General features: G+C 60.9%; 19 protein-coding genes. 10 read left to right on the top strand and 9 right to left on the bottom strand.

Features of this window, described 5'->3' with window-relative positions:
* Positions 1-81: 81 nt before the first annotated feature.
* From PMI28_RS20210 to PMI28_RS20230, 5 genes are all read left to right on the top strand, one after another.
* Positions 82-1,473, top strand: a complete 1,392-nt coding sequence (locus tag PMI28_RS20210; RefSeq protein WP_007984645.1) for a GntP family permease — start codon at positions 82-84, stop codon at positions 1,471-1,473.
* Between the two features lie 7 nt (positions 1,474-1,480).
* Entirely contained in the window at positions 1,481-2,254 is a 774-nt protein-coding gene (gene hbdH / locus PMI28_RS20215; protein WP_007984643.1) for a 3-hydroxybutyrate dehydrogenase, read from the top strand.
* Positions 2,255-2,442: 188 nt separating this feature from the next.
* Positions 2,443-4,398 carry an acetoacetate--CoA ligase gene (locus tag PMI28_RS20220; RefSeq protein WP_007984641.1) on the top strand — a complete coding sequence of 652 codons (1,956 nt, stop codon included), beginning with the start codon at positions 2,443-2,445 and terminating at the stop codon, positions 4,396-4,398.
* Positions 4,399-4,606: 208 nt separating this feature from the next.
* On the top strand, positions 4,607-7,144 hold the full coding sequence (locus tag PMI28_RS20225; protein ID WP_007984639.1) for a PAS domain-containing hybrid sensor histidine kinase/response regulator: 2,538 nt from the start codon (positions 4,607-4,609) through the stop codon (positions 7,142-7,144).
* 66 nt (positions 7,145-7,210) lie between these two features.
* Complete coding sequence (locus PMI28_RS20230) at positions 7,211-7,486, top strand: peptidylprolyl isomerase (RefSeq protein ID WP_007898282.1); 276 nt, start codon at positions 7,211-7,213, stop codon at positions 7,484-7,486.
* 164 nt (positions 7,487-7,650) lie between these two features.
* On the opposite strand, the gene PMI28_RS20235 is transcribed toward PMI28_RS20230, so the two are convergent.
* The 8 genes from PMI28_RS20235 to PMI28_RS20270 form a co-directional block, all read right to left on the bottom strand.
* Positions 7,651-8,586 carry a sugar kinase gene (locus tag PMI28_RS20235; protein WP_007984638.1) on the bottom strand — a complete coding sequence of 312 codons (936 nt, stop codon included), beginning with the start codon at positions 8,584-8,586 and terminating at the stop codon, positions 7,651-7,653.
* A 118-nt stretch (positions 8,587-8,704) separates the two neighbouring features.
* Positions 8,705-9,922, bottom strand: a complete 1,218-nt coding sequence (locus PMI28_RS20240; RefSeq protein WP_007984636.1) for an amino acid deaminase — start codon at positions 9,920-9,922, stop codon at positions 8,705-8,707.
* A gap of 39 nt (positions 9,923-9,961) precedes the next feature.
* On the bottom strand, positions 9,962-10,726 hold the full coding sequence (locus PMI28_RS20245; RefSeq protein ID WP_007984634.1) for an IclR family transcriptional regulator: 765 nt from the start codon (positions 10,724-10,726) through the stop codon (positions 9,962-9,964).
* A 146-nt stretch (positions 10,727-10,872) separates the two neighbouring features.
* Positions 10,873-11,262, bottom strand: a complete 390-nt coding sequence (locus tag PMI28_RS20250; protein WP_007984633.1) for a RidA family protein — start codon at positions 11,260-11,262, stop codon at positions 10,873-10,875.
* A gap of 30 nt (positions 11,263-11,292) precedes the next feature.
* Positions 11,293-12,087, bottom strand: coding sequence for an amino acid ABC transporter ATP-binding protein (locus PMI28_RS20255; RefSeq protein ID WP_007984631.1), 795 nt, complete (start codon positions 12,085-12,087; stop codon positions 11,293-11,295).
* Positions 12,084-12,746 (bottom strand): amino acid ABC transporter permease, encoded by a 663-nt coding sequence (locus PMI28_RS20260; RefSeq protein WP_007984629.1) that lies wholly within the window; start codon positions 12,744-12,746, stop codon positions 12,084-12,086. Before PMI28_RS20260 ends, PMI28_RS20255 begins: the two co-directional genes overlap by 4 nt.
* Positions 12,747-12,754: 8 nt before the next feature.
* A complete protein-coding gene (locus tag PMI28_RS20265) occupies positions 12,755-13,417 on the bottom strand; it encodes an amino acid ABC transporter permease (RefSeq protein ID WP_033063194.1) in 663 nt (220 codons plus the stop codon).
* Between the two features lie 51 nt (positions 13,418-13,468).
* The gene (locus tag PMI28_RS20270) at positions 13,469-14,317 is read right to left on the bottom strand and encodes a transporter substrate-binding domain-containing protein (RefSeq protein WP_007984625.1); all 849 of its coding nucleotides are present in this window, start codon (positions 14,315-14,317) and stop codon (positions 13,469-13,471) included.
* A gap of 371 nt (positions 14,318-14,688) precedes the next feature.
* Here PMI28_RS20270 and wecB point away from each other — a divergent pair, with 371 nt between their 5' ends.
* From wecB to PMI28_RS20290, 4 genes are read left to right on the top strand one after another with little or no spacing between them, the layout of a single operon-like run.
* Positions 14,689-15,843 carry a non-hydrolyzing UDP-N-acetylglucosamine 2-epimerase gene (wecB, locus tag PMI28_RS20275; RefSeq protein WP_007984623.1) on the top strand — a complete coding sequence of 385 codons (1,155 nt, stop codon included), beginning with the start codon at positions 14,689-14,691 and terminating at the stop codon, positions 15,841-15,843.
* Positions 15,840-18,014, top strand: coding sequence for a cyclic di-3',5'-guanylate-activated glycosyltransferase NfrB (gene nfrB, locus PMI28_RS20280; protein ID WP_007984621.1), 2,175 nt, complete (start codon positions 15,840-15,842; stop codon positions 18,012-18,014). The genes wecB and nfrB overlap by 4 nt, the downstream gene beginning before the upstream one ends.
* Positions 18,011-21,175: an NfrA family protein gene (locus PMI28_RS20285; protein WP_007984618.1), complete on the top strand. Its 3,165-nt coding sequence runs from the start codon at positions 18,011-18,013 to the stop codon at positions 21,173-21,175. The genes nfrB and PMI28_RS20285 overlap by 4 nt, the downstream gene beginning before the upstream one ends.
* The gene (locus tag PMI28_RS20290) at positions 21,175-22,044 is read left to right on the top strand and encodes a DUF4434 family protein (protein ID WP_007984616.1); all 870 of its coding nucleotides are present in this window, start codon (positions 21,175-21,177) and stop codon (positions 22,042-22,044) included. Before PMI28_RS20285 ends, PMI28_RS20290 begins: the two co-directional genes overlap by 1 nt.
* 62 nt (positions 22,045-22,106) lie before the next feature.
* Here the strand turns inward: PMI28_RS20290 and PMI28_RS20295 are convergent, their stop codons facing one another.
* Entirely contained in the window at positions 22,107-22,511 is a 405-nt protein-coding gene (locus PMI28_RS20295; RefSeq protein WP_007984613.1) for a MerR family transcriptional regulator, read from the bottom strand.
* A gap of 76 nt (positions 22,512-22,587) precedes the next feature.
* Here PMI28_RS20295 and PMI28_RS20300 point away from each other — a divergent pair.
* Positions 22,588-23,331, top strand: a 744-nt coding sequence (locus PMI28_RS20300; RefSeq protein WP_007984611.1) for an oxidoreductase, incomplete at its 3' end; no start/stop codon positions are given.

The raw sequence follows: 23,331 nt of genomic DNA, 5'->3' as shown, positions 1-23,331 counted from the left end.
GTTAGACGTTTGGCACAAAACTCGCTATACGCCTCCCTACCCAGCTTCACCCAACAAAAATAACAACCCAGGAGACACACCATGAGTGTGATCATTGCCTTGGCAGCGCTCGCGCTGCTGATGCTGGCTGCCTACCGTGGCTACAGCGTTATCCTCTTTGCCCCGATTGCCGCCCTCGGCGCCGTCCTGCTGACTGACCCCTCTGCCGTCGCCCCAGCCTTCACCGGGGTGTTCATGGAGAAAATGGTCGGTTTCGTCAAACTGTACTTTCCGGTATTCCTGCTCGGCGCGGTGTTCGGCAAGCTGATCGAACTGTCCGGTTTCTCGCGCTCCATCGTTGCGGCGGCGATTCGCCTGCTCGGCACCCGCCAGGCGATGCTGGTGATCGTGCTGGTTTGCGCCCTGCTGACCTACGGCGGCGTATCGTTGTTTGTGGTGGTGTTCGCGGTTTATCCGTTTGCCGCCGAGATGTTCCGCCAGAGCAACATCCCCAAACGGCTGATCCCGGCGACCATCGCCCTCGGCGCGTTCTCTTTCACCATGGATGCCCTACCCGGCACGCCACAAATCCAGAACATCATCCCCAGCACATTTTTCAACACCACCGCGTGGGCGGCGCCGTGGCTGGGCTTGATCGGCACGATCTTCGTGTTCTGTTCCGGCATGCTGTTTCTCCAGCGTCAGCGCAACAAGGCGCAGCGCGCCGGCGAAGGTTATGGTTCGCAGCTGCGCAACGAGCCGGAAACCGCCGCCGATCTCAAGCTGCCCAACCCGTGGCTCGCGCTGTCGCCGCTGCTGGCGGTGGGCATCATGAATCTGCTGTTCACCCGATGGATTCCGCAGGTGTACGGCAAGACCCACAGCCTCGCGCTGCCGGGCATGGCTGCGCCGGTGACCACCGACATTGCCAAGCTCACGGCGATCTGGGCTGTACAGGCAGCCTTGCTGGTCGGCATCCTCATGGTGCTGGTGTTTGGCTTCCAGGCGATTCGCGGCAAACTCGCCGAAGGCAGTAGAAGCGCGGTCAGCGGGGCGCTGCTGGCGGCAATGAACACCGCCTCGGAATATGGTTTCGGCGCCGTGATCGCTTCGCTGCCCGGTTTTCTGGTGCTGGCCGACTGGCTCAAGAGCATTCCCAATCCACTGGTCAATGAAGCGATTACCGTGACCTTGCTGGCCGGTATTACCGGTTCCGCCTCGGGAGGCATGAGCATCGCGCTGGCAGCGATGTCCGAGCAGTTCATCAGTGCCGCCCATGCGGCGAACATTCCGCTGGAAGTGCTGCACCGGGTCGCCGCGATGGCCAGCGGCGGCATGGACACCCTGCCGCACAACGGCGCGGTCATTACCCTGCTGGCAGTTACCGGCCTGACCCACCGCGAAGCTTACAAAGACATTTTCTGTATTACGCTGATCAAGACCCTGGCGGTTTTCGTGGTGATCGGCACTTTCTACGCCACTGGCATTGTGTGAGGTATTCATGACGACTCTTTCGGGCAAGACCGCACTGGTCACCGGCTCCACCAGCGGCATCGGCCTGGGGATAGCCCTCAGTCTGGCCAAGGCCGGGGCCAACCTGATCCTCAACGGCTTCGGCGATGCGTCCAAAGTTATTGCCGAGGTGGAACAGTTTGGCGGCAAGGTCGGCCATCATCCGGCCGATGTCAGCGATCCGGCACAAATTGCCGACATGATCGCCTACGCCGAGCGTGAGTTCGGCGGCGTCGACATTCTGGTCAACAACGCTGGCATTCAACACGTGGCAGCAGTGGATGAGTTCCCGGTGGAACGCTGGGATTCGATCATCGCCATCAACCTGTCGTCGGTGTTCCACAGCACCCGCTTGAGCCTGCCGGGCATGCGCGCCAAGGGTTGGGGCCGGGTGATCAACATTGCCTCGGTGCATGGTCTGGTCGGTTCGGTGGGCAAGGCTGCCTATGTCGCCGCCAAGCACGGCGTGATCGGCCTGACCAAAGTGGTCGCGCTGGAAACCGCGACCACCCAGGTCACTTGTAACGCGATTTGTCCAGGCTGGGTGCTGACGCCACTGGTGCAGAAACAGATCGATGATCGCGCCGCGAGCGGGGTTGATCCACAGCAGGCGCAGCATGATTTGCTCGCTGAAAAGCAGCCATCGCTGGAGTTCGTGACTCCGCCGCAACTGGGTGAACTGGTGCTGTTCCTGTGCAGCGAAGCCGGCAGCCAGGTACGTGGCGCGGCGTGGAATGTGGATGGTGGGTGGTTGGCGCAGTAACTGCCGTTTGCTTTTGTGGCGAGGGAGCTTGCTCCCGCTCGGCTGCGCAGCAGTCGTAAAATCATGTGAGTTTATAGGGCGGCTTCGCCACCCAACGGGAGCAAGCTCCCTCGCCACACAAGCTCCCTCAACACAAAAGCCTGCGCCACATCAGCCTGTGTGAATGCATAAAAAAGAAGAGGCAAACCATGTCCGACATCCTCTGGCAACCCGACGCCAAACGCATCGGCAAGACGCGCATGGAGGCCTTCCGGCGCTTCATCAATCAGCGACATCACCTCAAGATTGACGACTACCCTGCCCTGCACCAATGGTCCATCGAGCAACGCCCGGACTTCTGGCAGGCGATCGTCGATTTCTTCGACATTCGCTTTCATGAGCAACCCGACGCCGTGCTGCTCGAAGGCCCTCAGATGCCCAGCGCCCAGTGGTTCCCCGGTGCCACCCTGAACTTCGCCGAACACTTGCTGCGACGTCGTGACGACGCCATAGCCGTGGTGGCTGTCGGCGAAAACGGTCAACGCGAACACTTGACCTGGGCCGAACTGGCCGAACACGTCGCCGGTTTTCAGAATGGCTTGATCGCCGCCGGCGTCATTGTTGGCGACCGGGTCGCCGCCTGCATGCCCAACACCTGGCAAACCCTGGTGGCCATGCTCGCCACTACCAGCCTTGGCGCTGTCTGGTCCTGCTCTTCACCGGACTTCGGCACTCAAGGGGTGGTAGACCGCTTCGGCCAGATCGAACCGAAAGTGCTGGTGACCTGTGCCGGTTACCGCTACGCCGGCAAGGACATTGACCAGACCGCCAAGGTCAATGAAATCCTCGAACGCCTGCCGTCGTTGCAACAGTTGATCGTGGTTCCGTATGCGCGGCCTCGGGCGCACATCGTAGACTTCCGCACCCCGGCCAACGTGACGCTGTGGGACGACTTTTATGAACCCGGCGGCGAACCGGATTTCGTCCCCGTGCCCTTCGCCCATCCGCTGTACATCCTCTACTCCAGCGGCACCACCGGCGTGCCCAAATGCATCATCCACAGCACCGGCGGCGTGTTGCTGCAACACGTCAAGGAGCATGGCCTGCATGGTGACCTCGGCCCCGGTGAGCGTCTGTTCTACTACACCACCTGCGGCTGGATGATGTGGAACTGGCTGGTTTCGGCGTTGGCAACAGGCAGTGCGGTGGTGTTGTACGACGGTTCGCCGTTCCAGCCCGACCCGCAACGCTTGATCGACCTGATCGACGACGAGAGCATCAGTGTCTTTGGCACCAGCCCCAAATTCCTCGCCACCCTGGAAAGCAGTGGTATCAAGCCGCGTGAAACTCATGACCTGAGTAGCCTCAAGACGTTGCTTTGTACCGGCTCGGCGTTGTCGCCGCAGAGTTACGACTTCGTCTATCGCGACTTCAAGGCTGACGTGTGCCTGGCCTCGATGTCCGGGGGCACCGACATCGTCTCGTGCTTTGTCAATGGCAACCCGATGTCGCCAGTGCGGCGTGGCGAAATCATGGGCAAGAGCCTGGGCATGGCCGTCGAAGTGTGGAACGACGACGGCCACCCGGTGATCGGCGAAAAAGGCGAACTGGTCTGTACCCGCCATTTCCCGGCGATACCCGTGGGCCTGTGGAATGATCCGGATGGCGAAAAGCTGCGCAAATCCTATTTCAGCCTGTTCCCCGGTGTCTGGGCCCAGGGCGACTACGCCGAACAATTGCCCCATGGCGGAATGATGATCCACGGCCGCTCCGATGCCGTGCTCAACCCCGGCGGCGTGCGCATCGGCACGGCGGAAATCTATCGCCAGGTGGAAAAAGTCCCCCAGGTGCTCGACAGCGTGGCCATCGGTCAGCAGTGGCAGGATGACGTGCGGGTGGTGCTGTTCGTACGGTTGCGCGACGGAATCGAACTGGACGAGGCGCTGCAACAGCAGATCCGCCAGACGATTCGCGCCAACACCACGCCACGTCATGTGCCGGCGAAAATTGTCGCGGTCACCGACATACCCCGGACCATCAGTGGCAAGGTCGTCGAGTTGGCGGTGCGCAATGTGGTGCATGGGCAGAAGGTGAAAAACACCGATGCACTGGCCAATCCCGAGGCGCTGGAGCAGTTTCGTGACCGGCCCGAACTCAAGTCTTGAACCGCCGCAACCCCCTGTGGGAGCGGGCTTGCTCGCGAATGCGGTGGTTCAGACAACATCTGCGTCGGATGTGAAACCGCTTTCGCGAGCAAGCCCGCTCCCACAGGGTCGTGTGTCGCTTGACCGCTCACCCTGACGGGTCCTCCGCAAACGACCACCTGTGCAAGAATAGACGCCAGCTAAAGCGACTCATGTGCAGGACTCGTTGATGAACGCAATACCGACCGGCAGCGATGCCCAGGCCCTTATAGCCCGACTCGACTGGGCAAGCAGCCCGCTGGGCGCCGCCAGCACCTGGCCTCAGAGCCTGCGAACCGCCGTGGACATCGTCATTCACTCGCCAATGCCGATGCTCCTGCTATGGGGCCCGCAACTGACGCAAATCTACAACGACGGTTTCGCCCTGCTCGCCGGAAGCAAACATCCACACGCTTTCGGACAACCGGCACACCTGATCTGGCCAGAGTTAAAAGACTTTACCGACCCGATATACCGCGCCGTTCTGCAAGGCCAGGTGCGGACCTACAGCGAACAACGCTTTACCCTGCAACGGGAAGGCCGGGAGTCTGACTTCTGGCTCGACCTGACCTACAGCCCGATCCGCGACGAAAGTGCCAAGGTGGCCGGGATCCTGGTCACCGCTATTGAAACCAACGAGCGCCGGCGCATCGCCCTCGAACTCGAACAGCGCTCGGCGGCCAGCCTCAAGGCCCAGCGCGACACAGAGGAACGCCTGCAACTGGCCCTTGCCGCCACCGATGCGGTCGGCACCTGGGACTGGAACATCAGCGAGGACCGGTTCATCGCCGATGCGCATTTTGCCCAGTTGCACGGCATCGACCCGTCCATGGCCAGTCAATTGCCGATCAGTGAATACCTGCACGGCGTACACCCGCAAGACCGCGCCCTGATCGCCCGCAGTATCAAGCACTGCATCACCCATGGCACCGAGTACGCCGAGGAATATCGCCTGCAGCAAGCTGGCGGCCAGATGCGCTGGGTGTTTGCCCGCGGTCGCTGCTACAAGGATCACCATGGCCGGCCGATCCGCTTCCTCGGCGCCGCCCTGGACCTGACCGAACGCAAACACACCGAACAGGCCCTGCGCCAGAGCCAGACCGAACTGCAACTGATCATCAACGCCATGCCGGTCCTGATCAGCTACGTCGACCGCGAAGAACGCTTTCGCCTGAACAATGCGGCGTACCTCGACTGGTACGGGCTGACGCCGCAAGAGCTTTACGGGCGAACCATTCTTGAAGTGCTCGGCGAAGAAGCCTACGCGCTGCGCGCTCCGTACATCACTGAGGCGCTGTCCGGCCGGCCCTGCAGTTTCAGCATCAGCACGCCACACCGCGACGGCAGCATGCGCCAGGCCTTGATAAATTACCTGCCACGCCACGGCTCGGATGGCGCGGTGAACGGTTTCTATATCTTCGTGATCGACGAAACCGAACGTAAAAAGACCGAAGAAGCCCTGCGCATCCTGAACGAAACCCTTGAGGAACGGGTTGCCGCCCGCACCCGCCAACTGGCCGAGGCCAACGAGCGTTTGCAAAACGAGATGTTCGAGCGTGAACGTGCCGAAGATGCCTTGCGCCATGCGCAGAAAATGGAAGCGGTCGGCCAGCTTACCGGCGGCATTGCCCATGACTTCAACAACATGCTCACCGGCATCATCGGCAGCCTCGACCTGATGCAACGCTACATTGCCGACGGCCGCTTCGCCGAGATTGGCCGGTTCACCGAAGCGGCCGTGTCCTCGGCCAACCGCGCAGCCGCCCTCACCCATCGCTTGCTGGCGTTCTCCCGGCGTCAATCACTCAACCGCAAACCGCTGAACCCCAACGAGTTGATCCATTCGCTCGAAGACTTGTTCAGCCGTACCAAGGGCGATCACATCGAGCTCAAACTGCAACTGGCCGAGAACATCTGGCGGGTCAGTACCGATCTCAGCCAACTGGAAAACGCCTTGCTCAACCTGGTGATCAATGCCCGGGACGCCATGCCCAATGGCGGCATGCTGCAGATCGAAACCGCTAATGTGTACCTCGACGGCAGCGACATCACGACCCTCGAACCGGTCAAGGCCGGCGACTACGTGATGATTGCCGTCAGCGACAACGGCACCGGCATGACGCCTTCGGTGCTGGCCAAGGCATTCGACCCGTTCTTCACCACTAAGCCCATTGGCCAGGGCACCGGTTTGGGCTTGTCGATGATTTACGGTTTCGCCCAGCAGTCAGGGGGCCACGTCAGTCTGTTCAGCTTGCCCGGACGGGGCACCAGCGTGCGCTTGTACCTGCCGCGCCTGCATTCGATCGAGTCGGAAAACGTCCTGTCGCCCATCGTCGGCGAGGCACCCGCGGCGATTGCCGGCGAAACCGTGATGCTGGTCGAGGACGATCCGGCGGTGCGCATGCTGGTCCTGGACCTGCTCAAGGAACTGGGTTACCGCGCCCATGAAGCCGAAGATGCCAAGGGTGCCCTGCCGCTGCTGGAGTCGGACCTTCGGGTGGACCTGCTAGTGACCGACGTGGGGTTGCCGGGCATGAACGGCCGACAACTGGCAGAAATCGCCCGCCAGCATCGCCCCGAACTGAAGGTGCTGTTCATGACCGGTTACGCGGAAATCGCCGCCGAACGCCAGGGTTTCCTCGAAGAAGGCATGGATATGGTGGCTAAGCCGTTTTCCATCGACCTGCTGGCCAACAAGATTCGCACGATGATCGGTCAACCGAACTGAGTTGAGGCATAATCGCGCCCCCCGCTGCCACCCACATAGCCAGCATCGTTGCAAGGTAACTGTCCCATGAAAGCTCAAGCCCGCCATATTCTGGTGAAGACCTCGGAAGAAGCCGAGCAGCTCAAACAACGCATCGCCAAAGGTGAAGCGTTCGATGTACTGGCCAAGAAGTATTCGACCTGCCCATCAGGCAAGCGCGGCGGTGATCTCGGAGAAGTGCGCCCGGGGCAGATGGTCGGTGTGATCGATGCAGTGATCTTCAAGAAACCGCTGCGGGTGGTGCATGGGCCGATCAAGAGCAAGTTCGGGTATCACCTGGTGCAGGTGTTTTACCGGGATTGATGGTTTGGTCTCAGGGCCTTGTGGCGAGGGAGCTTGCTCCCGCCCGGCTGCGCAGCAGTCGCAAATACTGTGCATGCGGTGTGTCAGGCAGATCATACCTGGAAGGTATTGGGGCCGCTTCGCGGCCCAGCGGGAGCAAGCTCCCTCGCCACAGATAAGGCATTTCAATCTCTGGAAATCAACGCTCCAGGCACCTGAATCACCCGGCTCGCCAACCGATGCCCGGCCTCGGCGGCCTCCCCCGGGCTACCGCCCTTCAGGCGCGAGGCCAGATACGCGGCACTGAACGAATCCCCCGCCGCCGTGGTGTCCACCACCCGCTCGACCTTCTGCGCCGGCACTTCGAATGACTCGCCATCACAACGAATCAGGCACGCTTGCGCGCCGCGCTTGAGCACCACTTCCGGCGTACCGATCTGCTCATACGCGGCAAACACTGCTTCGCAATCGGCATAACCAAACAACGCCTGCTCGTCCTCCACCGTCAGCAACGCCAGATCAACCTGCGGCAGCACACAGCGATACGCCGCCTGTGCCTCTTCGACCGACGCCCACAGCCGTGGCCGGTAGTTGTTGTCGAACACAATTCGCGCATCGCGCTGGCGGGCTTCAATCAGGGTGTCCAGCAATTTTTCCCGACCTTGAGCGCCGAGCACTGCCAGGGTGATACCGCTGAAATACAGCACGTCGTAATCCGGCAGCGCCGCCAGGATCGGTGCGGCGGCCGGCGTAGTGAAGCAATCACGCACCGCCGCTTCATTGCGCCAATACAGAAAGCGTCGCTCACCGGCGGCGTCAGTCTGGATGCAATACAAACCCGGCAGGCGTCCAGGCAGGCGCTGGACCATTTCGAGGCCGATATTTTCCGCCGCCCAACTCTGGCACATCGCGTCACTGAAGCTGTCATCGCCCAGGGCGGTGACGTAGTCCACGGTGCCGTCCTCGCCCAGTTCCCGGGAAAGGTACACCGCCGTGTTCAAGGTATCGCCGCCGAAGCTTTGTTGCAGGCTGCCGTCGGCGCGATGCTGCAACTCGATCATGCACTCGCCGATCAGGGCGATGCGGGGAGTGTTGGGGCCGAGGGTGTTGATAGTGTTCATTCGCGGATTTCTCTTTTGTCTGGTAGGGCCTCTTCGCGAGCAAGCCCGCTCCCACAGGGGAACGCGTTCCAAATGTGGGAGCGGGCTTGCTCGCGAAAGCCGCGCCGCGGTTTCAATCTTAGAAACAGGTTTCCATGGTCTCGATGACGTTCAACTGCTCATCCACCAGACAGCCGACACGCCACTTGTCGAACGTCAGGCACGGGTGCGAAGTGCCGAAGGAAATGATGTCACCCACCCGCAGATCCACCCCCGGCGCCACAGTCATGAACGCATGCTGGTCCATTACCGCGGTCACTTTGCAGGCGCTCACATCGTCGCCCTTGGCCGGCACGGCGCCCGCCTTGTAACGCAGTAATGGCACCGGCAACCCCGCGTCATAGGCCACGTCGCGTTTGCCCAGGGCAATCACCGCGAAGCCCGGCTCCGGCAGCGATTGCACGTGCGCCCACACTTCCAGCGCCGGACGCAGGCCTTCGTGCAGGTCACTGCGACGGTCGAGCACGCAGCACTGCGCTTCCTTGTAGATGCCATGGTCATGGGCCACGTAACTGCCGGGACGCAGCACGCTGAGGAAGCGTCCGGCAGCGTTCTGCGCTTCGAAGGATTCGGCAATCAGGTCATACCAGGCCGAACCCGACGCGGTGATGATCGGCTTGGCAATGGCGAAGGCGCCGCTGTCCTGCAACTGCACCGCCAGGCGCACCAGTGATGCAGCGAATTCGCGAATGCCGGTCACGGCGTGATCGCCATGGATCACGCCTTCGTAGCCTTCGATCCCGGTCAGGGCCAGCGCCGGTTGCGCGGCGATGGCCTTGGCCAGGTCGAGCACTTCCTGTTCGCTGCGGCAACCGCAACGACCACCGACCACGCCGTATTCGATCATGACGTTCAGGCGCACGCCACGGGAGGCGAAATAGGCGCCGAGATCGGCGACGTTGTCCGGGTGATCGACCATGCAATAGAAGTCGAACGTCGGGTCGGCCAGCAGGTCGGCGATCAGCGCCATGTTCGGCGTGCCCACCAACTGGTTGGCCATCAGCACCCGGCGCACGCCATGGGCGTAGGCCGCACGGGTTTGCGTGGCACTGGCCAGGGTGATGCCCCAGGCACCGGCGTCCAGTTGGCGACGGAACAACGCCGGGGTCATGCTGGTTTTGCCATGGGGCGCCAGTTCCGCCCCGCTGTCGCTGACGAATGCCTGCATCCAGCGAATGTTGTGTTCCAGCGCCTCACGGTGCAATACCAGCGCGGGCAGGCTGACGTCACGCACCAGGTTGGCACCGATCGGGGCAGCGCCTTTATCCACGTTGGCAGTATGGGGGGCAGAAGACATGGTCGAACTCCTCGTTCACGCAGCTGCAGGCAGCCGCTGTTATTCGTTGATGCGACGGGCCAGGCTGTTGGCGCTTTCGATCAGCACCCGGCGATAGTCGTTGTAGTTGTTCCTGGCATCGGCCCGTGGGGCGACGATGCACAGGGTCGCAATGGCCACGCCGTTGGGGTCTTTGACCGGCGCGGCGAAGCAATGGGTAAAAGTATCGGCAACGCTATCGAAGGAGAAAAATCCATCGATCCCGGCCTGACGGATTTCCTTGAGGAACTGCGCAAGCTCCAGGCGTTCGCCATCGGGCAGGATGAAGTCGTCGTGATCGATCAGGTCGACGATTTCCTGGTCGCTCAGGTGCGCCAGCAACAGGCGCCCGGAGGCGGTCCAGGGGATAGGTGCGTTTTCACCAATATCCGAGGAAATGCGGAAATGCCGCTCCCCCTCTTTCATCAGCGCCACGGTGTATTTGCGCCCGTTGAGCAGGCACATCTGCGCGGTTTCATGGGTCTGGCTGACGATTTCCTGCAAGGCGTGATCGGCCTCGCGGGTCAGGTCGAAATGCCGCAGGTGCGCCTGACCGAGAAAGTACAACTGGCGACCGAGGTAGACATGACCGTCCTTGCCCACCGGCTCCAGGATGCGCCGTTCCAGCAGCGAGGCCACCAGTTCGTAGACCGTGGACTTGGGGCTGCCGATGCCATTGGCAATGTCGTTCGGGCGCAGGGGCTGGCCGATCTCCTTGAGGAAATCGAGGATATCGAACGCCCGGTCCAGACCGCGTGCCCGGCGCTTGATGGTGTCTTCGGTCATTTCAGTGGTTCCCATTCATAATGCCGGGAGTTTACCGAGAGTGCGGCGGCGACTGTCAGGCCGCCTTCGCGAGCAAGCCCGCTCCCACATTTGGAATGCACTCCCCTGTGGGAGCGGGCTTGCTCGCGAAGAATTCACCACAAATCTCAGGCCTTTTTCTTGTACGCGATGCAATCGATCTCGACCTTGCAGTCGACCATCATGTTCGCCTGCACACAGGCCCGCGCCGGGGCGTGCTCGGGTTTGAAGTACTCGGAGAAGACCTTGTTGAAACTCGTGAAATCCCGCGGATCCTCCAGCCACACGCCAGCACGCACTACATCTTCCAGGCCGAAACCGGCCTCTTCGAGAATCCCGATCAGGTTCTTCATGGTCTGGTGGGTCTGTTCGACAATGCCGCCAGTAATAATCTCGCCGTCCACCGCCGGCACCTGCCCGGAAACGTACAGCCAGCCATCGGCTTCAACGGCGCGGGCGAAAGGGCGAGGCTGACCGCCAGCGGCGGTACTGCCGGTGCCGTAACGAGTAATGCTCATGAGTGTTTCTCCTGATTGAACATTGAGGGATCAAAAACGGGTGCTTTTGAGAAATTCCGCCAGTCGTGGCGATTGCGGGCGCTCGAACATGTCCTTGGGCGGTCCCTGTTCTTCGATACGCCCCTGATTCATGAAAACGATCTTGTCCGAAACCTCGAACGCGAAGCGCATTTCGTGGGTCACCAGCAGCATGGTCATGCCATCTTCGGCCAGGCCCTTGATCACGCTCAGCACTTCGCCCACCAGTTCCGGGTCCAGCGCCGAGGTAACTTCGTCGAACAGCATCAGGCTCGGGTTCATCGCAATCGCCCGGGCAATCGCCACGCGCTGCTGCTGACCGCCGGACAACTGACCGGGGAAATGATCGCGACGTTCCAGCAGGCCAACGCGCTCCAGCCATTTCTCGGCCAGGGCCACGGCCTCGTCCTTGTGCAGTTTCTTGACCTTGAGCAGGCCCAGGGTGACGTTCTGCAACGCCGTCAGGTGCGGGAACAGGTTGAACTGCTGGAACGCCATGCCGGTCATGGCGCGATGGCGGGCGATGACTTTTTCCGGGTGGCGAATGCGTTTGCCGTTGACCTCGTCATAACCGATCGACTCGCCGTCGAGCAGGATCTGTCCGCCCTGGAACTCTTCGAGCATGTTCACGCAGCGCAGCAGCGTGGTTTTGCCCGAGCCGCTGGAGCCGATCAGCGTCACCACATTGCCGCGCTGCATGGTCAGGTCGACGCCCTTGAGCACTTCCAGCTGGTCGTAACGTTTGTGCAGGCCGCGAATGTCCAGCAAGGGTTGGCCGTTTTGTGCATGGGTTTGAGTCTGAGTCATGGCAAAGCCACCCGCTTTTCAATGTGCCGGCCGAGTAATTCGATGCCGTAGTTGATGACGAAAAACAGAAATCCGGCGAACAGGTAAAACTCCAGGGTCATGAAGGTCCGGGCGATGATCTGCTGGGTACTGAGCAGCAGTTCCGCCACACCAATCACCGACAACAGGGTCGAGGCCTTGACGATCTCGGTCGACGAGTTGACCCAGGTCGGCAGGATCTGCCGTAGTGCCTGAGGCAATAGCACGTAACCGAGGGCCTGGTAGAACGTCAGGCCGATGGCCTTGCTCGCCTCCATCTGCCCGAGTGGCAATGCCTGCAACGCACCGCGTACGATCTCGGCGACGTGGGAGCCGCAGAACAGTGTCAAACCCAGTGCACCGGCCTGGAACGCGCTGATCTGCCAGCCGAGTGCCGGCGCCATGTAAAAGCACGCCAGCACCAACACGAACACCGGCGTGCCGCGAATCACATCGACATAAAAACGAAACGGTGCGCGCATCCAGAACTTGCCGTAGGTCAGCACCAGACCGGCGGCGACACCCACCAGCGTGCCAAGCAAAATCGCCAGCACTGATACCTGGACACTGGTCAGAAAGCCCTGCCACAGGGGTTCGCGCGCCACCCACAACTCATGCAACCAACTGGGGGATTCGTACATGGGGCCTCCTATCGGCGAATCGCCAGACGCTGTTCGAGGTAACGCAGCATCATGGCAATGAGGTAACAGGCCGCCACATAGAGCGCCGTGGTCACCAGCCAGGTTTCAATCACCCGGTAGCTCTCGACATTGATCTTGCGCGCGTAATAGGTCAGCTCCGGTACGGCAATCGCCGCCGCCAGCGAGGTGTCCTTGAACAGCGAAATGAAGTTGTTCGACAGGGCCGGCAACACATTGCGCAACATCACCGGCACGGTGACATAGGCCTTGACCTGCCACTCGCCCAGACCAATGGCCAGGCCGGCTTCACGCTGGCCCTTGGGAATGCTCAGCAAACCGCCGCGGAACACTTCGGTCAGATACGCCCCGGCATACAGCGACAGGGTGATGATGAACGAGGGAATCTTGTCCAGCCGGATCCCCAGGCTCGGCAAGGCAAAGTAGATCAACAGAATCAACACCAGGATCGGCGTGTTACGAATCACCGTGACGTACACCGACGCCAGCACCCGCAATGCGCGATGTCTGGACAGCAAAGCAAACGCCATCATCAGGCCGATCACGCAGCCGATGGCGATCGACACCAGGGCCAGTTCAAGACCCAGGCCGAGCCCCGCCAGCAAGGTGTCGAAATCGCGCCAGACGGCGGCAAAGTTCAACTGATAGTTCATGGTCAGCAGTACCTGAACGGGGCGATTCATAACCGCCCCGCTCTCACGGGATCATTTGAATTCGACAGGGAAACCAATCGCGGGTGTCGCCAGGTCTACGCCGAACCATTGCTTGAACGATGCCGCGTAAGTCGGGAACTCAACGCCGGTCATGGCTTCATGCAGGGTGGTGTTGACGAAGTTCAGCCAGTCCTGATCGCCGCGCTTGACCGCGCAGGCGTAAGTCTGCGGGCTCCAGGCGTAGGCCGGGCTGCGATAGCGGCCAGGGTTCTGCACCATCAGGTACTTCACCGAGGACTGGTCGGTGGCCGCCGCATCGGCACGGCCGGAGTTCACGGCCTGGTACATCAGGTCCACGCTGTCGTACTGGTCGACCTTGGCCTTGGGCAGCGCCTGGTGCACCAGTTCTTCGGCGTAGACGTTTTGCAGCACTGCCACGGTGAGACTGTCACCGGCGGCTTTCATGTCATCGATTTCCTTGTACTTGCTGTTCGCCGGCAGCAGCAGGCCGACGCCTTCGCGGTAGTACGGCAGGGTGAACGCCACTTGCTGCGCGCGGCTGGCGGTCACGGTGATGAACTGGCAACTCATGTCGACCTTGTCGGTCAGCAGGTTGGGAATCCGCGCATCGGACGACTGCACCACAAACTCCACCTTGCTCGGGTCGTTGAACAACCCTTTGGCGACCATTCGGGCGATATCGATATCAAAACCCTGCAACTTGCCATCCGCGCCCTGGAAGTGCCACGGCGCGTTGGTGCTGCCGGTACCTACAATCAGTTTGCCGCGGGCCAGGACACTGTCGAGCTTACTGTCCGCCGCCTGGGCCGCACCCATGACAGCGGCGGAAGCCGCGAATATAAAAACACACGCTTTGAACAAGGAAGGTCGGCGATGCATGGCAAGCACTCCAGGGTGATGTTTATTCCGCTATACCGGAAAATGGTATGCAACAACGGAATAGACAGCAGAAAGTGTGCCACAGGATGTGGAGGCCATGTGAGGGAGATTGAAATTTGTTTTGAATCAGAGGGATGCGTACAAACAGGAAAAAACGTTACCAAACGCACGGACAGACAGACGCTACCGTTGGCTACAGGGAGCGGGTATGTGGTTCACAACCTGGCGCACATGAACCAATTCGAAGCAAGACCAGCAATTCAGAGCAGCTCATTAGACAACCCCCCATCCGATTGCTTTATTCTATGTTCACGAAATAGCCGGTCTTAACAGCCGCGACGTATCCGGCGTGTGCAATCCCAGGAGGGGTAATGACATTTAAAGTCATGATGGTTTTTGGTACACGTCCGGAGGCCATCAAGATGGCACCCCTGGCGCTGGTCCTGCGTAATTGGCCTGGTATCAGCCTGAACATCTGTTCCACTGGCCAGCACCGGGAAATGCTCAAGCAGGTCCTCGACTCGTTCGAACTGACGGTCGATGAAGACTTGCAGGTTATGACCCAGGGCCAGACCCTCAATGGTCTTTCTCAACAGCTTCTGGCACACCTCGACAAAGCCTATGAACGCGTGCAACCGGATATCGTGCTGGTACACGGCGACACCACCACCAGTTTCATTGCCGCCCTCGCCGCCTTCCATCGCCAGTTGCCCATTGGCCACGTCGAGGCGGGTTTGCGTACCGGTAACTTGCGCGCACCCTGGCCGGAGGAAGCGAACCGGCACTTGACCGGTGTCATCGCCGACCTGCATTTCGCACCGACCGCCAATAATGAAGACAACCTGCTGCGCGAAGGTGTGCCCAAGGCCAACATCGAGGTCACCGGCAATACGGTGATTGATGCGCTGGTATGGATGCGCAATCACCAACAGCAAATCCACTGGCACCCGGCCGCCGACTCGCCGCTGGCCGTGCTCGACGACACCAGGCGCATGGTGCTGATCACCGGGCACCGCCGGGAAAACTTCGGCGGCGGCTTTCGCAACATCTGCCTGGCCCTGGCCACTCTCGCCGAACGTTATCCCGATGTGCAATTCGTCTACCCGGTGCACCTCAATCCACAGGTGCAAAAGGCGGTCTACAGCGTTCTCTCGGACAAACCCAATATCTATCTGGTGGCGCCGCAGGATTACCAGCATTTCGTCTGGCTGATGGACCGCGCGTATTTCATTCTCACCGATTCCGGTGGCATCCAGGAGGAAGCCCCCGCCATTGGCAAACCGCTGTTGGTGCTGCGCGATGTCACGGAACGACCATTGGCGCTTGAAGGCGGGACGGTGGTGCTGGTGGGCACCGATACCGACCGTATCGTCAATGAATCGAGCCTGTTGCTCGATGATGACGCCACCTTCCAGCGCATGAGCCGAGTCCATAGCCCTTATGGCGACGGACACGCCAGCGAGCGCATCGCCAATCGCCTCGGCATCTGGCTGAAACACCGTGCGGCGGCGGGTAAAGCCGTATGAGCCTGGCGTTTGTCGACTTCTTTGCCTATGCGTTGTTCGGACTCAAATACCTCGCCATTACCCTGGCCTTGCTGATGTTCATTCTCGGGCTCGATGATCTGTTCATCGACCTGGTGTACTGGACCCGCAAACTGATCCGACGCTGGCGGATCTATGAAAAATTCGAGCGCGCCGATGAACAACGGCTGTACTCCATCGGCGAAAAGCCCCTGGCGATCATGGTACCGGCGTGGAACGAAGTCGGCGTGGTCGGCGAAATGGCACGCCTGGCCGCCTCGACCCTCGACTACGAGAACTATCAGATTTTCGTCGGCACTTACCCCAACGACGCCGAGACCCAGGCCGACGTCGATGCGGTGTGCCTGCATTATCCCAACGTGCACAAAGTGGTGTGCGCCCGCCCCGGCCCCACCAGCAAGGCTGACTGCCTGAACAACGTCATCGACGCGATCCTGCGTTTTGAAAACGATGCAAAAATCCAGTTCGCCGGCTTCATCCTGCACGATGCCGAAGACGTGATTTCACCCATGGAGTTGCGCCTGTTCAACTACCTGCTGCCGGCCAAGGACCTGGTCCAGATTCCGGTCTACCCCTACGCCCCGGAATGGAATGGCTTCACTGCCGGCCACTACGTCGACGAGTTCGCCGAGAACCATGGCAAGGACGTCATCGTGCGTGAAGCACTGACCGGGCAAGTGCCCAGCGCCGGGGTCGGCACCTGCTTCAGCCGCAAGGCCATCACTGCCCTGCTCGAGGACGGCGACGGTATCGCCTTCGACGTGCAGAGTCTTACCGAAGACTACGACATCGGTTTCCGCCTCAAGCAAAAAGGCATGAAGTGCATCTTTGCCCGCTATTCGGTGACCGACCCGAAACTGGCACTTGAACAACCCTGGGTGTTCGGCATGGACCGCGCGTTTTCCCAGGTGATCTGCGTGCGCGAGCACTTTCCAAGGGACTTGCAGTACGCGATCCGGCAGAAGTCGCGCTGGATCGTCGGCATTGTGTTCCAGGGCACCAAGAATCTCGGCTGGAGCCCCAAAGGCCTGCTCAATTATTTTCTGTGGCGCGACCGCCGTGGCCTGATTGCGTACCTGTTGAGCTTCCTGGTGAACATACTGCTGGTGGTGTTGCTGGCGATGTGGCTGGTCACAGTGATCGCGCCGAATGCCTGGCGGTTCCCGTCGCTCCTCGCCGACAGCACGTTGTTGGCTACCCTGCTGTGGCTCAACGGCCTCATGCTGCTCAATCGGCTATTCCAGCGTGGTTGGTTTGTCACCCGTTTTTACGGACTGGGTGAAGGACTGCTGTCGGCCCCCCGGATGGTGTGGAGCAATTTCGTCAATTTCTTCGCCAACGTTCGGGCGCTGCGCCAGGTGATGGCAATGGGCGATTCGCGTCGCGTCGCCTGGGACAAGACCACTCATGAATTTCCGGCCCTGGCCGAAGCCCAGCGCACCCCGCTGGGCCATCGGTTAGTGGAAAAGGGTTTGCTCACCGAGGAAGAACTCGAAGCCGCGATCACCAACCCGGTACGCCGGCGCCTCGGTCAGGAACTGCTACTGCGCGGACACATCGACACCACTCAACTGGTGCAGACCCTGGCCGAACAGCTGGACCTGGAATGGGCGCCACTCAATCCATTCAAACTCGACAAACGCCTGATCGACGCCGTGCCACGCAAGATCGCCACACACTACGGCGTGCTGCCGGTCGCCGAGGAAAACGAAACCCTGGTGCTGGCCTCCGAAGGTCCGGTGAGCCAGGTGTCTCTGGGAGCCATCAGCCGTCAACTGAAACGCCCGGTGCGTTGCCGTCTCGCCCCACAAGGCCGGGTTACGCTGGGAATCCGCTACTGGTACGCCAGCCCTCGTCAAAACGAAGAAGTACATCAGATGCTTAGCGTGCTTGAGCAAAATCAGGACGACGAAGACCTGATCGAGCGCGTCAGCCATCACCAGATACTGCTGGGCAATCTGTTGCAAGTGCGCGGCATGGTGCCGCCAACCCTGTTCAATCAGGCGCTGATCGATTTCGATGCGGAAAAAATGTCACTGGGCGAACACTTGATTGACCGCGGCATGATCACTCAGGAAATCCTTGAACAGGCCCTGGCCGATCAGGCGAGCGAACAGCACGCCGCCTACCGCATTGCCCGGGAGGCCGCATGAAGCCTGTCCATCGTCACACCTTGTTAGCCGCTAGCCTGTTGCTCTGCCTGAACACGACGGCGTCGGTGCAGGCCGAGCCGTTAACCGACTTCGAACAGTTCCGCAGTTACCCCTATATGGACCGCGGTTACCGCGAAGCGAAAAACGGCAACTGGAAGGAAGTCGAGCGGCTGATGCGCCACCTGCTGAGCAAAGTGCCGGAAAACGATGAAGCGCGGGCACTGCTGGTGCAATCGCTGGCCAGGCAGCAACGCTACGAAGACGCCGTGCAAGCGCTACCGGATACCCCGGCCAACAGCGAAACCCTGCTCAACCTGCGCCTGACCTGGATCGAACAGGATCCGCCGGACAGCCAAAAAGTGGAGCAGTGGATAGCCACCAGCAATCTGGACCAGCGCGTGCGCCTGTGGCAGGCCTACAGCGCGAGCCTGGCCAAGCGCGGCGGCGCGTCCCCGGCCCATGACTGGCTGGCGCAACTGCCGCCCAAAGGTGATGAGCGAGCCCTGCACCTGGCCCTGGCCAATTGGTCCGAGCAGTTACGCGATTGGGATGGCACCATCAAAGAGCTGGCGCCCCTGGCCGCGAACCAGCAACTCGATGCCCAAAGCTGGCAACGCCTGGCCAACGCCTACGTGCAACGCCTCGACGAGCAACCCTTGCAGCAATTACTGCAAACAGCGCCAAGCCCTGAAGCCGCGCGCAAGACTCGATTGGCCATGGTCGACCGGGCGATTGCCATGGGTCACATCCAGCAGGCGCAACGCTGGATGCAAACGCTGCCGCCCGCCGACCTTGCCGATCCGGCACAACGCCAGCGCCTGTGGGAGCTGGCGCGGCAAACCGGCGACAGCGCAACAGTGCAACGCTTGAGTGGCGAGATGCAGCGTCCGTGCCTTGAGACGGCCGAGTGGCTGTCCCGTCACGACCCGCAAGCCGCGCTCAGTCAGTTGCAAAGTTGCCCGCCCGACGCAGATCCGCAGACCTGGCTGATTCTCGCCCAGCGTCTGCAAGCGACCGAACTGCTGCAAAACACTCGTTTGCCGGAACCCTGGGACACTCGACGCCGTGAACGACTGCTGGACGCCTGGCAGGATGAGGGCCGCAGCGACAAAATCATGGCCTATCTCGCCAGCCAGCCGCAAACCGCCGACGTGGTCAAACGCCAGGCCGAAATGCTCCAGGCATCGGGGCGCAATGCTGAAGCGGCGAGGCTTTGGGAGCGTCATTACCAGCAGACCGGCGACTTCAATTCGCTCAATCAGACGACGTATTGGCTATTGAATGCCGGTCAGCGTGATCACGCGCAGCAGTTGCTCGAAAACGCTTACGACCACCACAACGGCAAATTACCCAGCGCCCTGTTGCAGCGACTGGCGGGACTGTATGCCTCGTCGACACCGACCCCGGCGCAACAACAACGCATGGTGACGCTGGTCAATCGCGTCGACCCTGCCACACGCGGTGAACTGCTGGCGCAACTGGCGGAAAAAGGCCAGTGCGATGCGGTACAACAGGCAACCGGCAATCAACCACAAAGCGCTGGCGACTACCGCGCCCTGGGTCGTTGCGCCATGCCCGATCGCCCCGGTGAAGCGGTGGTGTATTACCAGACCGCAGAAAAACTCGGCGACAAAGGCAGTCGCCTGACATTGGCCTACGCTTTGGAGTCTGCCGGGGATTCAACGGGTGCGCTGGCCATCTGGCGGAGCATTCCGGACGCAGAACTCAGCGATAACGCCAGTCTCACCGCCAGCCGCAGTGCCCTCAATGCGGGCGACACTCAAGCAGCCGAACGCTACTGGCAGCAAAGCCGCAGCCGTGGCGCCAATGAATGGGCCCTGGGTGCTGCGATTGCCGATGCCCAGGGCGATCATACGCTCGCATTGCAGCGCCAGCGTTCCGCCCTGCAACAGGCTCCCGATGCCGGGCATTTCTACGCCGCATCGGTCACCGCACAAAAGGCCGGCGACCTGCCACAAAGCACGGCCTGGCTGGCCGAGGCCGTGCGCCGAGAACCGGACAATCCACGCTATCGCGCTGACTACGGCATGCGCCTGTCCGGTGCCGAGACCAAAGAAGAGCGCGCCCGCGCCATTCCGTATCTGCAAAGCGCCACTAAAGATTTCCCGGAAGACTATCAACTCGGCGAAACCCTGGCCTGGCGTTACGACGAAGTCGAGGACAGCGCCTCGGCCCGCAAGGAACTGCAGCGCGTGATCGATCTGGAGCAAAACACGGTAGCGGCCGACGACGAGGAAGGCAGCATGGAAGCACGGCGTTATCGCCAGCGTCGTGCTCATGAATCCCTGTCCCGGCGCGATACCCTGACCTTCGCCAGTACCTGGTCGCCAGCCGGTGTCTCGACCAACGACTTCCTGCGCCCTGACGAGAGCATCGGCTCTCGACGGCGCTCGACCCCGCAGAACGTGCAAATGGCCATGTGGGACCATGCTCTCGGTGAAGAACCCAGCCGCGCAGGCAGCTCGCTGTCGGCCTACGGACGGGTGTTGCTCGGCGGCCAGAGTCGCTCCAGTTATGCGCAGTCCATCGCCACCGGCGTGGGCCTGCGCTACAAACCCTGGGGTACGGCAAATATCAATTTCTACGGCGAGATCTACAAGCAAAGCCAGTTCGATGATCAAGACAACCACGGCTTGAGCCTCGGCCAGATGCTGGTCCCCGAAAAGGTCTCCGATCAGGCTGACGATCATCGTGAGGATGGGCACACCACTACCGACTATCTCCTGCGTGCTACTGCGTCGTTCCTCGATCAGGGGCGATATCGCAACGACTGGCGTGTCGACGAAAGCGATTGGGAAGAACGTTTCCTCTATGTCGACGCGGCGTGGTGGACCAAGGCCGGTGACCACCAATGGTTGTCGCGCTTCCAGCAAGGGCACGCCTGGAAGCTGCCGTTCAACAGCGCGCAAACGCTCATGCCGTACGGCTTTCTCGAATTCGCCAGCCAGGACCCGAGCAACGACTGGCGCCAGGATCTGCGCACCGGTCTCGGCCTGCGTTGGCAATGGTGGTTCAACGACAATATCTACAACGCCTATCGCGCACACCTGACGGTCCGCACCGAGTATCAACAATCGTTGGGCGGCAATCTGTATGAAGGCGGCAACGGCGTGCTGCTGGGCGTGGAGTTGAATTTCTGATGAGGCGACTTCTTTTGGCCTTGTGCCTGCTGCTGGGCGGCGTGACGACCCATGCCGACGAGCGGATTTTCTATCAGCCGCTCAATGCCGATGCCAACCTGAGCCAGGCGCAATGGCAGCGGATCTGGCAAGACACCGCCCGCCAAGGCACGCACACGGTGATCGTGCAATGGACGGCCTACGGTGATTCGGACTTTGGCGGCGCCAACGGCTGGCTCGCCACCAGCCTGAAACAGGCCCAGGCCCAAGGCCTGAAACTGGTGCTGGGTCTGCGTATGGACCCGGCCTATTACCAGCGCATCAATGAGCTGGACAGTGCCGGACTGGCAACGTACTGGCAGGTGCAACTGGGACAGTCGCTGGCCCGGCAGCGGACGCTGCGCAAGGACTGGAAACTCCCGGTCAGCGGCTGGTATTTGCCCATGGAACTGGATGACCTGCACTTTCTACCGCTCGATCGTCGGCAAACCCTGCAACGCCAGCTCAAGGATTTCGCTGGCAAACTCGACGCGCCGCTGCACATCAGCGTGTTCAGCGTCGGCAAACTTTCGCCACAAGTAAATGGGCAGTGGCTGGGCGAAGTGGCCAGCGCCGGAATCCAGGTGTGGTGGCAGGACGGCACCGGAACCGGGCGTTTGCCACCCTTGATTCGCAACAGCTACGCCAATGCACTGCCCTGCTCCATCGGCATCGTCAGGGAAGCCTTCCGGCAAGTCAGCGCTGCCGGACAACCCTTCCGCGCTGAACCGATGCCCCCGCAATCAACATCGCCGGGCTGCCACCCGACGTCGGTTTTCTCCCTGCGCTACCGACCGTGGGGCAAGGTGATTCTCGATAACCAGCAAAACATCAAGGTCGGTGGCGGCTGACCATCAGCATCAGCCTGACCCGGTTGCTCGACAATAGGCACTGGTCAAGGTCGATACCTGACCTAGTGCTTGAATGACGTCATCACCCGTTCGGCATTTTCATCGCAGGTCATGCCTTCGGGCCGGGCCTGAATGGTGTCAATCCATTCCAGCAACTGCGCTTTGCTGTGGGCCAGGTGCCGTTGCATCTCTTCGATCTGCTCGATCTTGCGATGCAGGCCGGCCATCAACTCATCGTGCTTGAACGCGCCCGTCACATTATCCGGCAGCAATTGCTTGAGCTCCTCCAGACTGAAACCGGCCTGTTGCGCGCATTGGATGATTTGCAGCGTTTGCAGCGCCTGTTGCGAGTAACGCCGATAGCCGTTGGCAGAGCGCTCGACCTGCCGGATCAATCCCTGAGACTCGTAAAAACGAATGCGCGATGCGGTCAACCCGCTCAACTGTGCCAATTCACCAATTTTCATCGGGACCTCATTTGCCTGCTTGACATTAAAGTTAACTTTAAGCTTAGGCTCTGCTCATCACTTCGAGGAGTCAAGCATGTCGCCCTTCCAAATATTGAAATTGCCCAACGGTCAGACCATCGGTAATCGCATTGCCAAAGCCGCCATGGAAGAGAACCTCGCCGATAGCGATCAGGTGCCCGACCAGGCGCTGTTTCGCCTGTATCAAGCCTGGGCCGGGGGCGAGGCCGGCTTGTTGCTGACCGGCAATGTGATGATCGACCGCCGCGCCATGACCGGCCCCGGCGGTGTAGCGCTGGAAGACGAGCAGCATCTGGAACGCTTCCGCCAGTGGGCCAGTATCGGCCGAGCCGGCGGTGCGCATTTCTGGGTGCAGCTCAACCATCCTGGCCGCCAGACCATGGCCAACCTTGGCCAGCAAGCTCTGGCGCCGTCGGCGGTTGCACTGGATCTCGGCCAGTTCTCGAAAATGTTCGCCGAACCCAAACCCATGAGCGAGGACGACATCCAGGAGGTAATCCGACGCTTCGCCAGCAGCGCCGCACTGGCGGAGAAAGCCGGTTTTACCGGGGTACAGATCCACGCCGCCCACGGCTACCTGATCAGCCAGTTCCTTTCGCCATTGACCAATCGGCGCACCGATCAATGGGGCGGTTCGCTGGAAAATCGTGCGCGCCTGCTGTTGTCCGTCGTCGAGGCGGTCCGCCAGGCGGTGTCGCCACAATTTTGTGTGTCGGTGAAGCTCAATTCAGCGGATTTCCAGCGCGGCGGTTTCGATGCCGATGATGCGCGGCAGGTCATCCTGTGGCTCAACGAACAG

The organism is Pseudomonas sp. GM48, assembly GCF_000282335.1.
Taxonomy (GTDB): Bacteria; Pseudomonadota; Gammaproteobacteria; order Pseudomonadales; family Pseudomonadaceae; genus Aquipseudomonas.
The sequence above is the reverse complement of the archived record's forward strand: the minus strand, read 5'-3'. Positions and strand labels throughout refer to the sequence as shown.

Excerpts from the sequence above, each read along its gene's own strand:
- PMI28_RS20245 (WP_007984634.1), bottom strand. The coding sequence starts at position 10,726 with ATGACCGAAGACACCATCAAGCGCCGGGCACGCGGTCTGGACCGGGCG.
- nfrB (WP_007984621.1), top strand. The coding sequence starts at position 15,840 with ATGAGCCTGGCGTTTGTCGACTTCTTTGCCTATGCGTTGTTCGGACTC.
- hbdH (WP_007984643.1), top strand. The coding sequence starts at position 1,481 with ATGACGACTCTTTCGGGCAAGACCGCACTGGTCACCGGCTCCACCAGC.
- wecB (WP_007984623.1), top strand. The coding sequence starts at position 14,689 with ATGACATTTAAAGTCATGATGGTTTTTGGTACACGTCCGGAGGCCATC.
- PMI28_RS20230 (WP_007898282.1), top strand. The coding sequence starts at position 7,211 with ATGAAAGCTCAAGCCCGCCATATTCTGGTGAAGACCTCGGAAGAAGCC.
- PMI28_RS20250 (WP_007984633.1), bottom strand. The coding sequence starts at position 11,262 with ATGAGCATTACTCGTTACGGCACCGGCAGTACCGCCGCTGGCGGTCAG.
- PMI28_RS20285 (WP_007984618.1), top strand. The coding sequence starts at position 18,011 with ATGAAGCCTGTCCATCGTCACACCTTGTTAGCCGCTAGCCTGTTGCTC.
- PMI28_RS20260 (WP_007984629.1), bottom strand. The coding sequence starts at position 12,746 with ATGTACGAATCCCCCAGTTGGTTGCATGAGTTGTGGGTGGCGCGCGAA.
- PMI28_RS20210 (WP_007984645.1), top strand. The coding sequence starts at position 82 with ATGAGTGTGATCATTGCCTTGGCAGCGCTCGCGCTGCTGATGCTGGCT.
- PMI28_RS20220 (WP_007984641.1), top strand. The coding sequence starts at position 2,443 with ATGTCCGACATCCTCTGGCAACCCGACGCCAAACGCATCGGCAAGACG.
- PMI28_RS20235 (WP_007984638.1), bottom strand. The coding sequence starts at position 8,586 with ATGAACACTATCAACACCCTCGGCCCCAACACTCCCCGCATCGCCCTG.
- PMI28_RS20270 (WP_007984625.1), bottom strand. The coding sequence starts at position 14,317 with ATGCATCGCCGACCTTCCTTGTTCAAAGCGTGTGTTTTTATATTCGCG.
- PMI28_RS20290 (WP_007984616.1), top strand. The coding sequence starts at position 21,175 with ATGAGGCGACTTCTTTTGGCCTTGTGCCTGCTGCTGGGCGGCGTGACG.
- PMI28_RS20265 (WP_033063194.1), bottom strand. The coding sequence starts at position 13,417 with ATGAACTATCAGTTGAACTTTGCCGCCGTCTGGCGCGATTTCGACACC.
- PMI28_RS20295 (WP_007984613.1), bottom strand. The coding sequence starts at position 22,511 with ATGAAAATTGGTGAATTGGCACAGTTGAGCGGGTTGACCGCATCGCGC.
- PMI28_RS20225 (WP_007984639.1), top strand. The coding sequence starts at position 4,607 with ATGAACGCAATACCGACCGGCAGCGATGCCCAGGCCCTTATAGCCCGA.
- PMI28_RS20240 (WP_007984636.1), bottom strand. The coding sequence starts at position 9,922 with ATGTCTTCTGCCCCCCATACTGCCAACGTGGATAAAGGCGCTGCCCCG.
- PMI28_RS20255 (WP_007984631.1), bottom strand. The coding sequence starts at position 12,087 with ATGACTCAGACTCAAACCCATGCACAAAACGGCCAACCCTTGCTGGAC.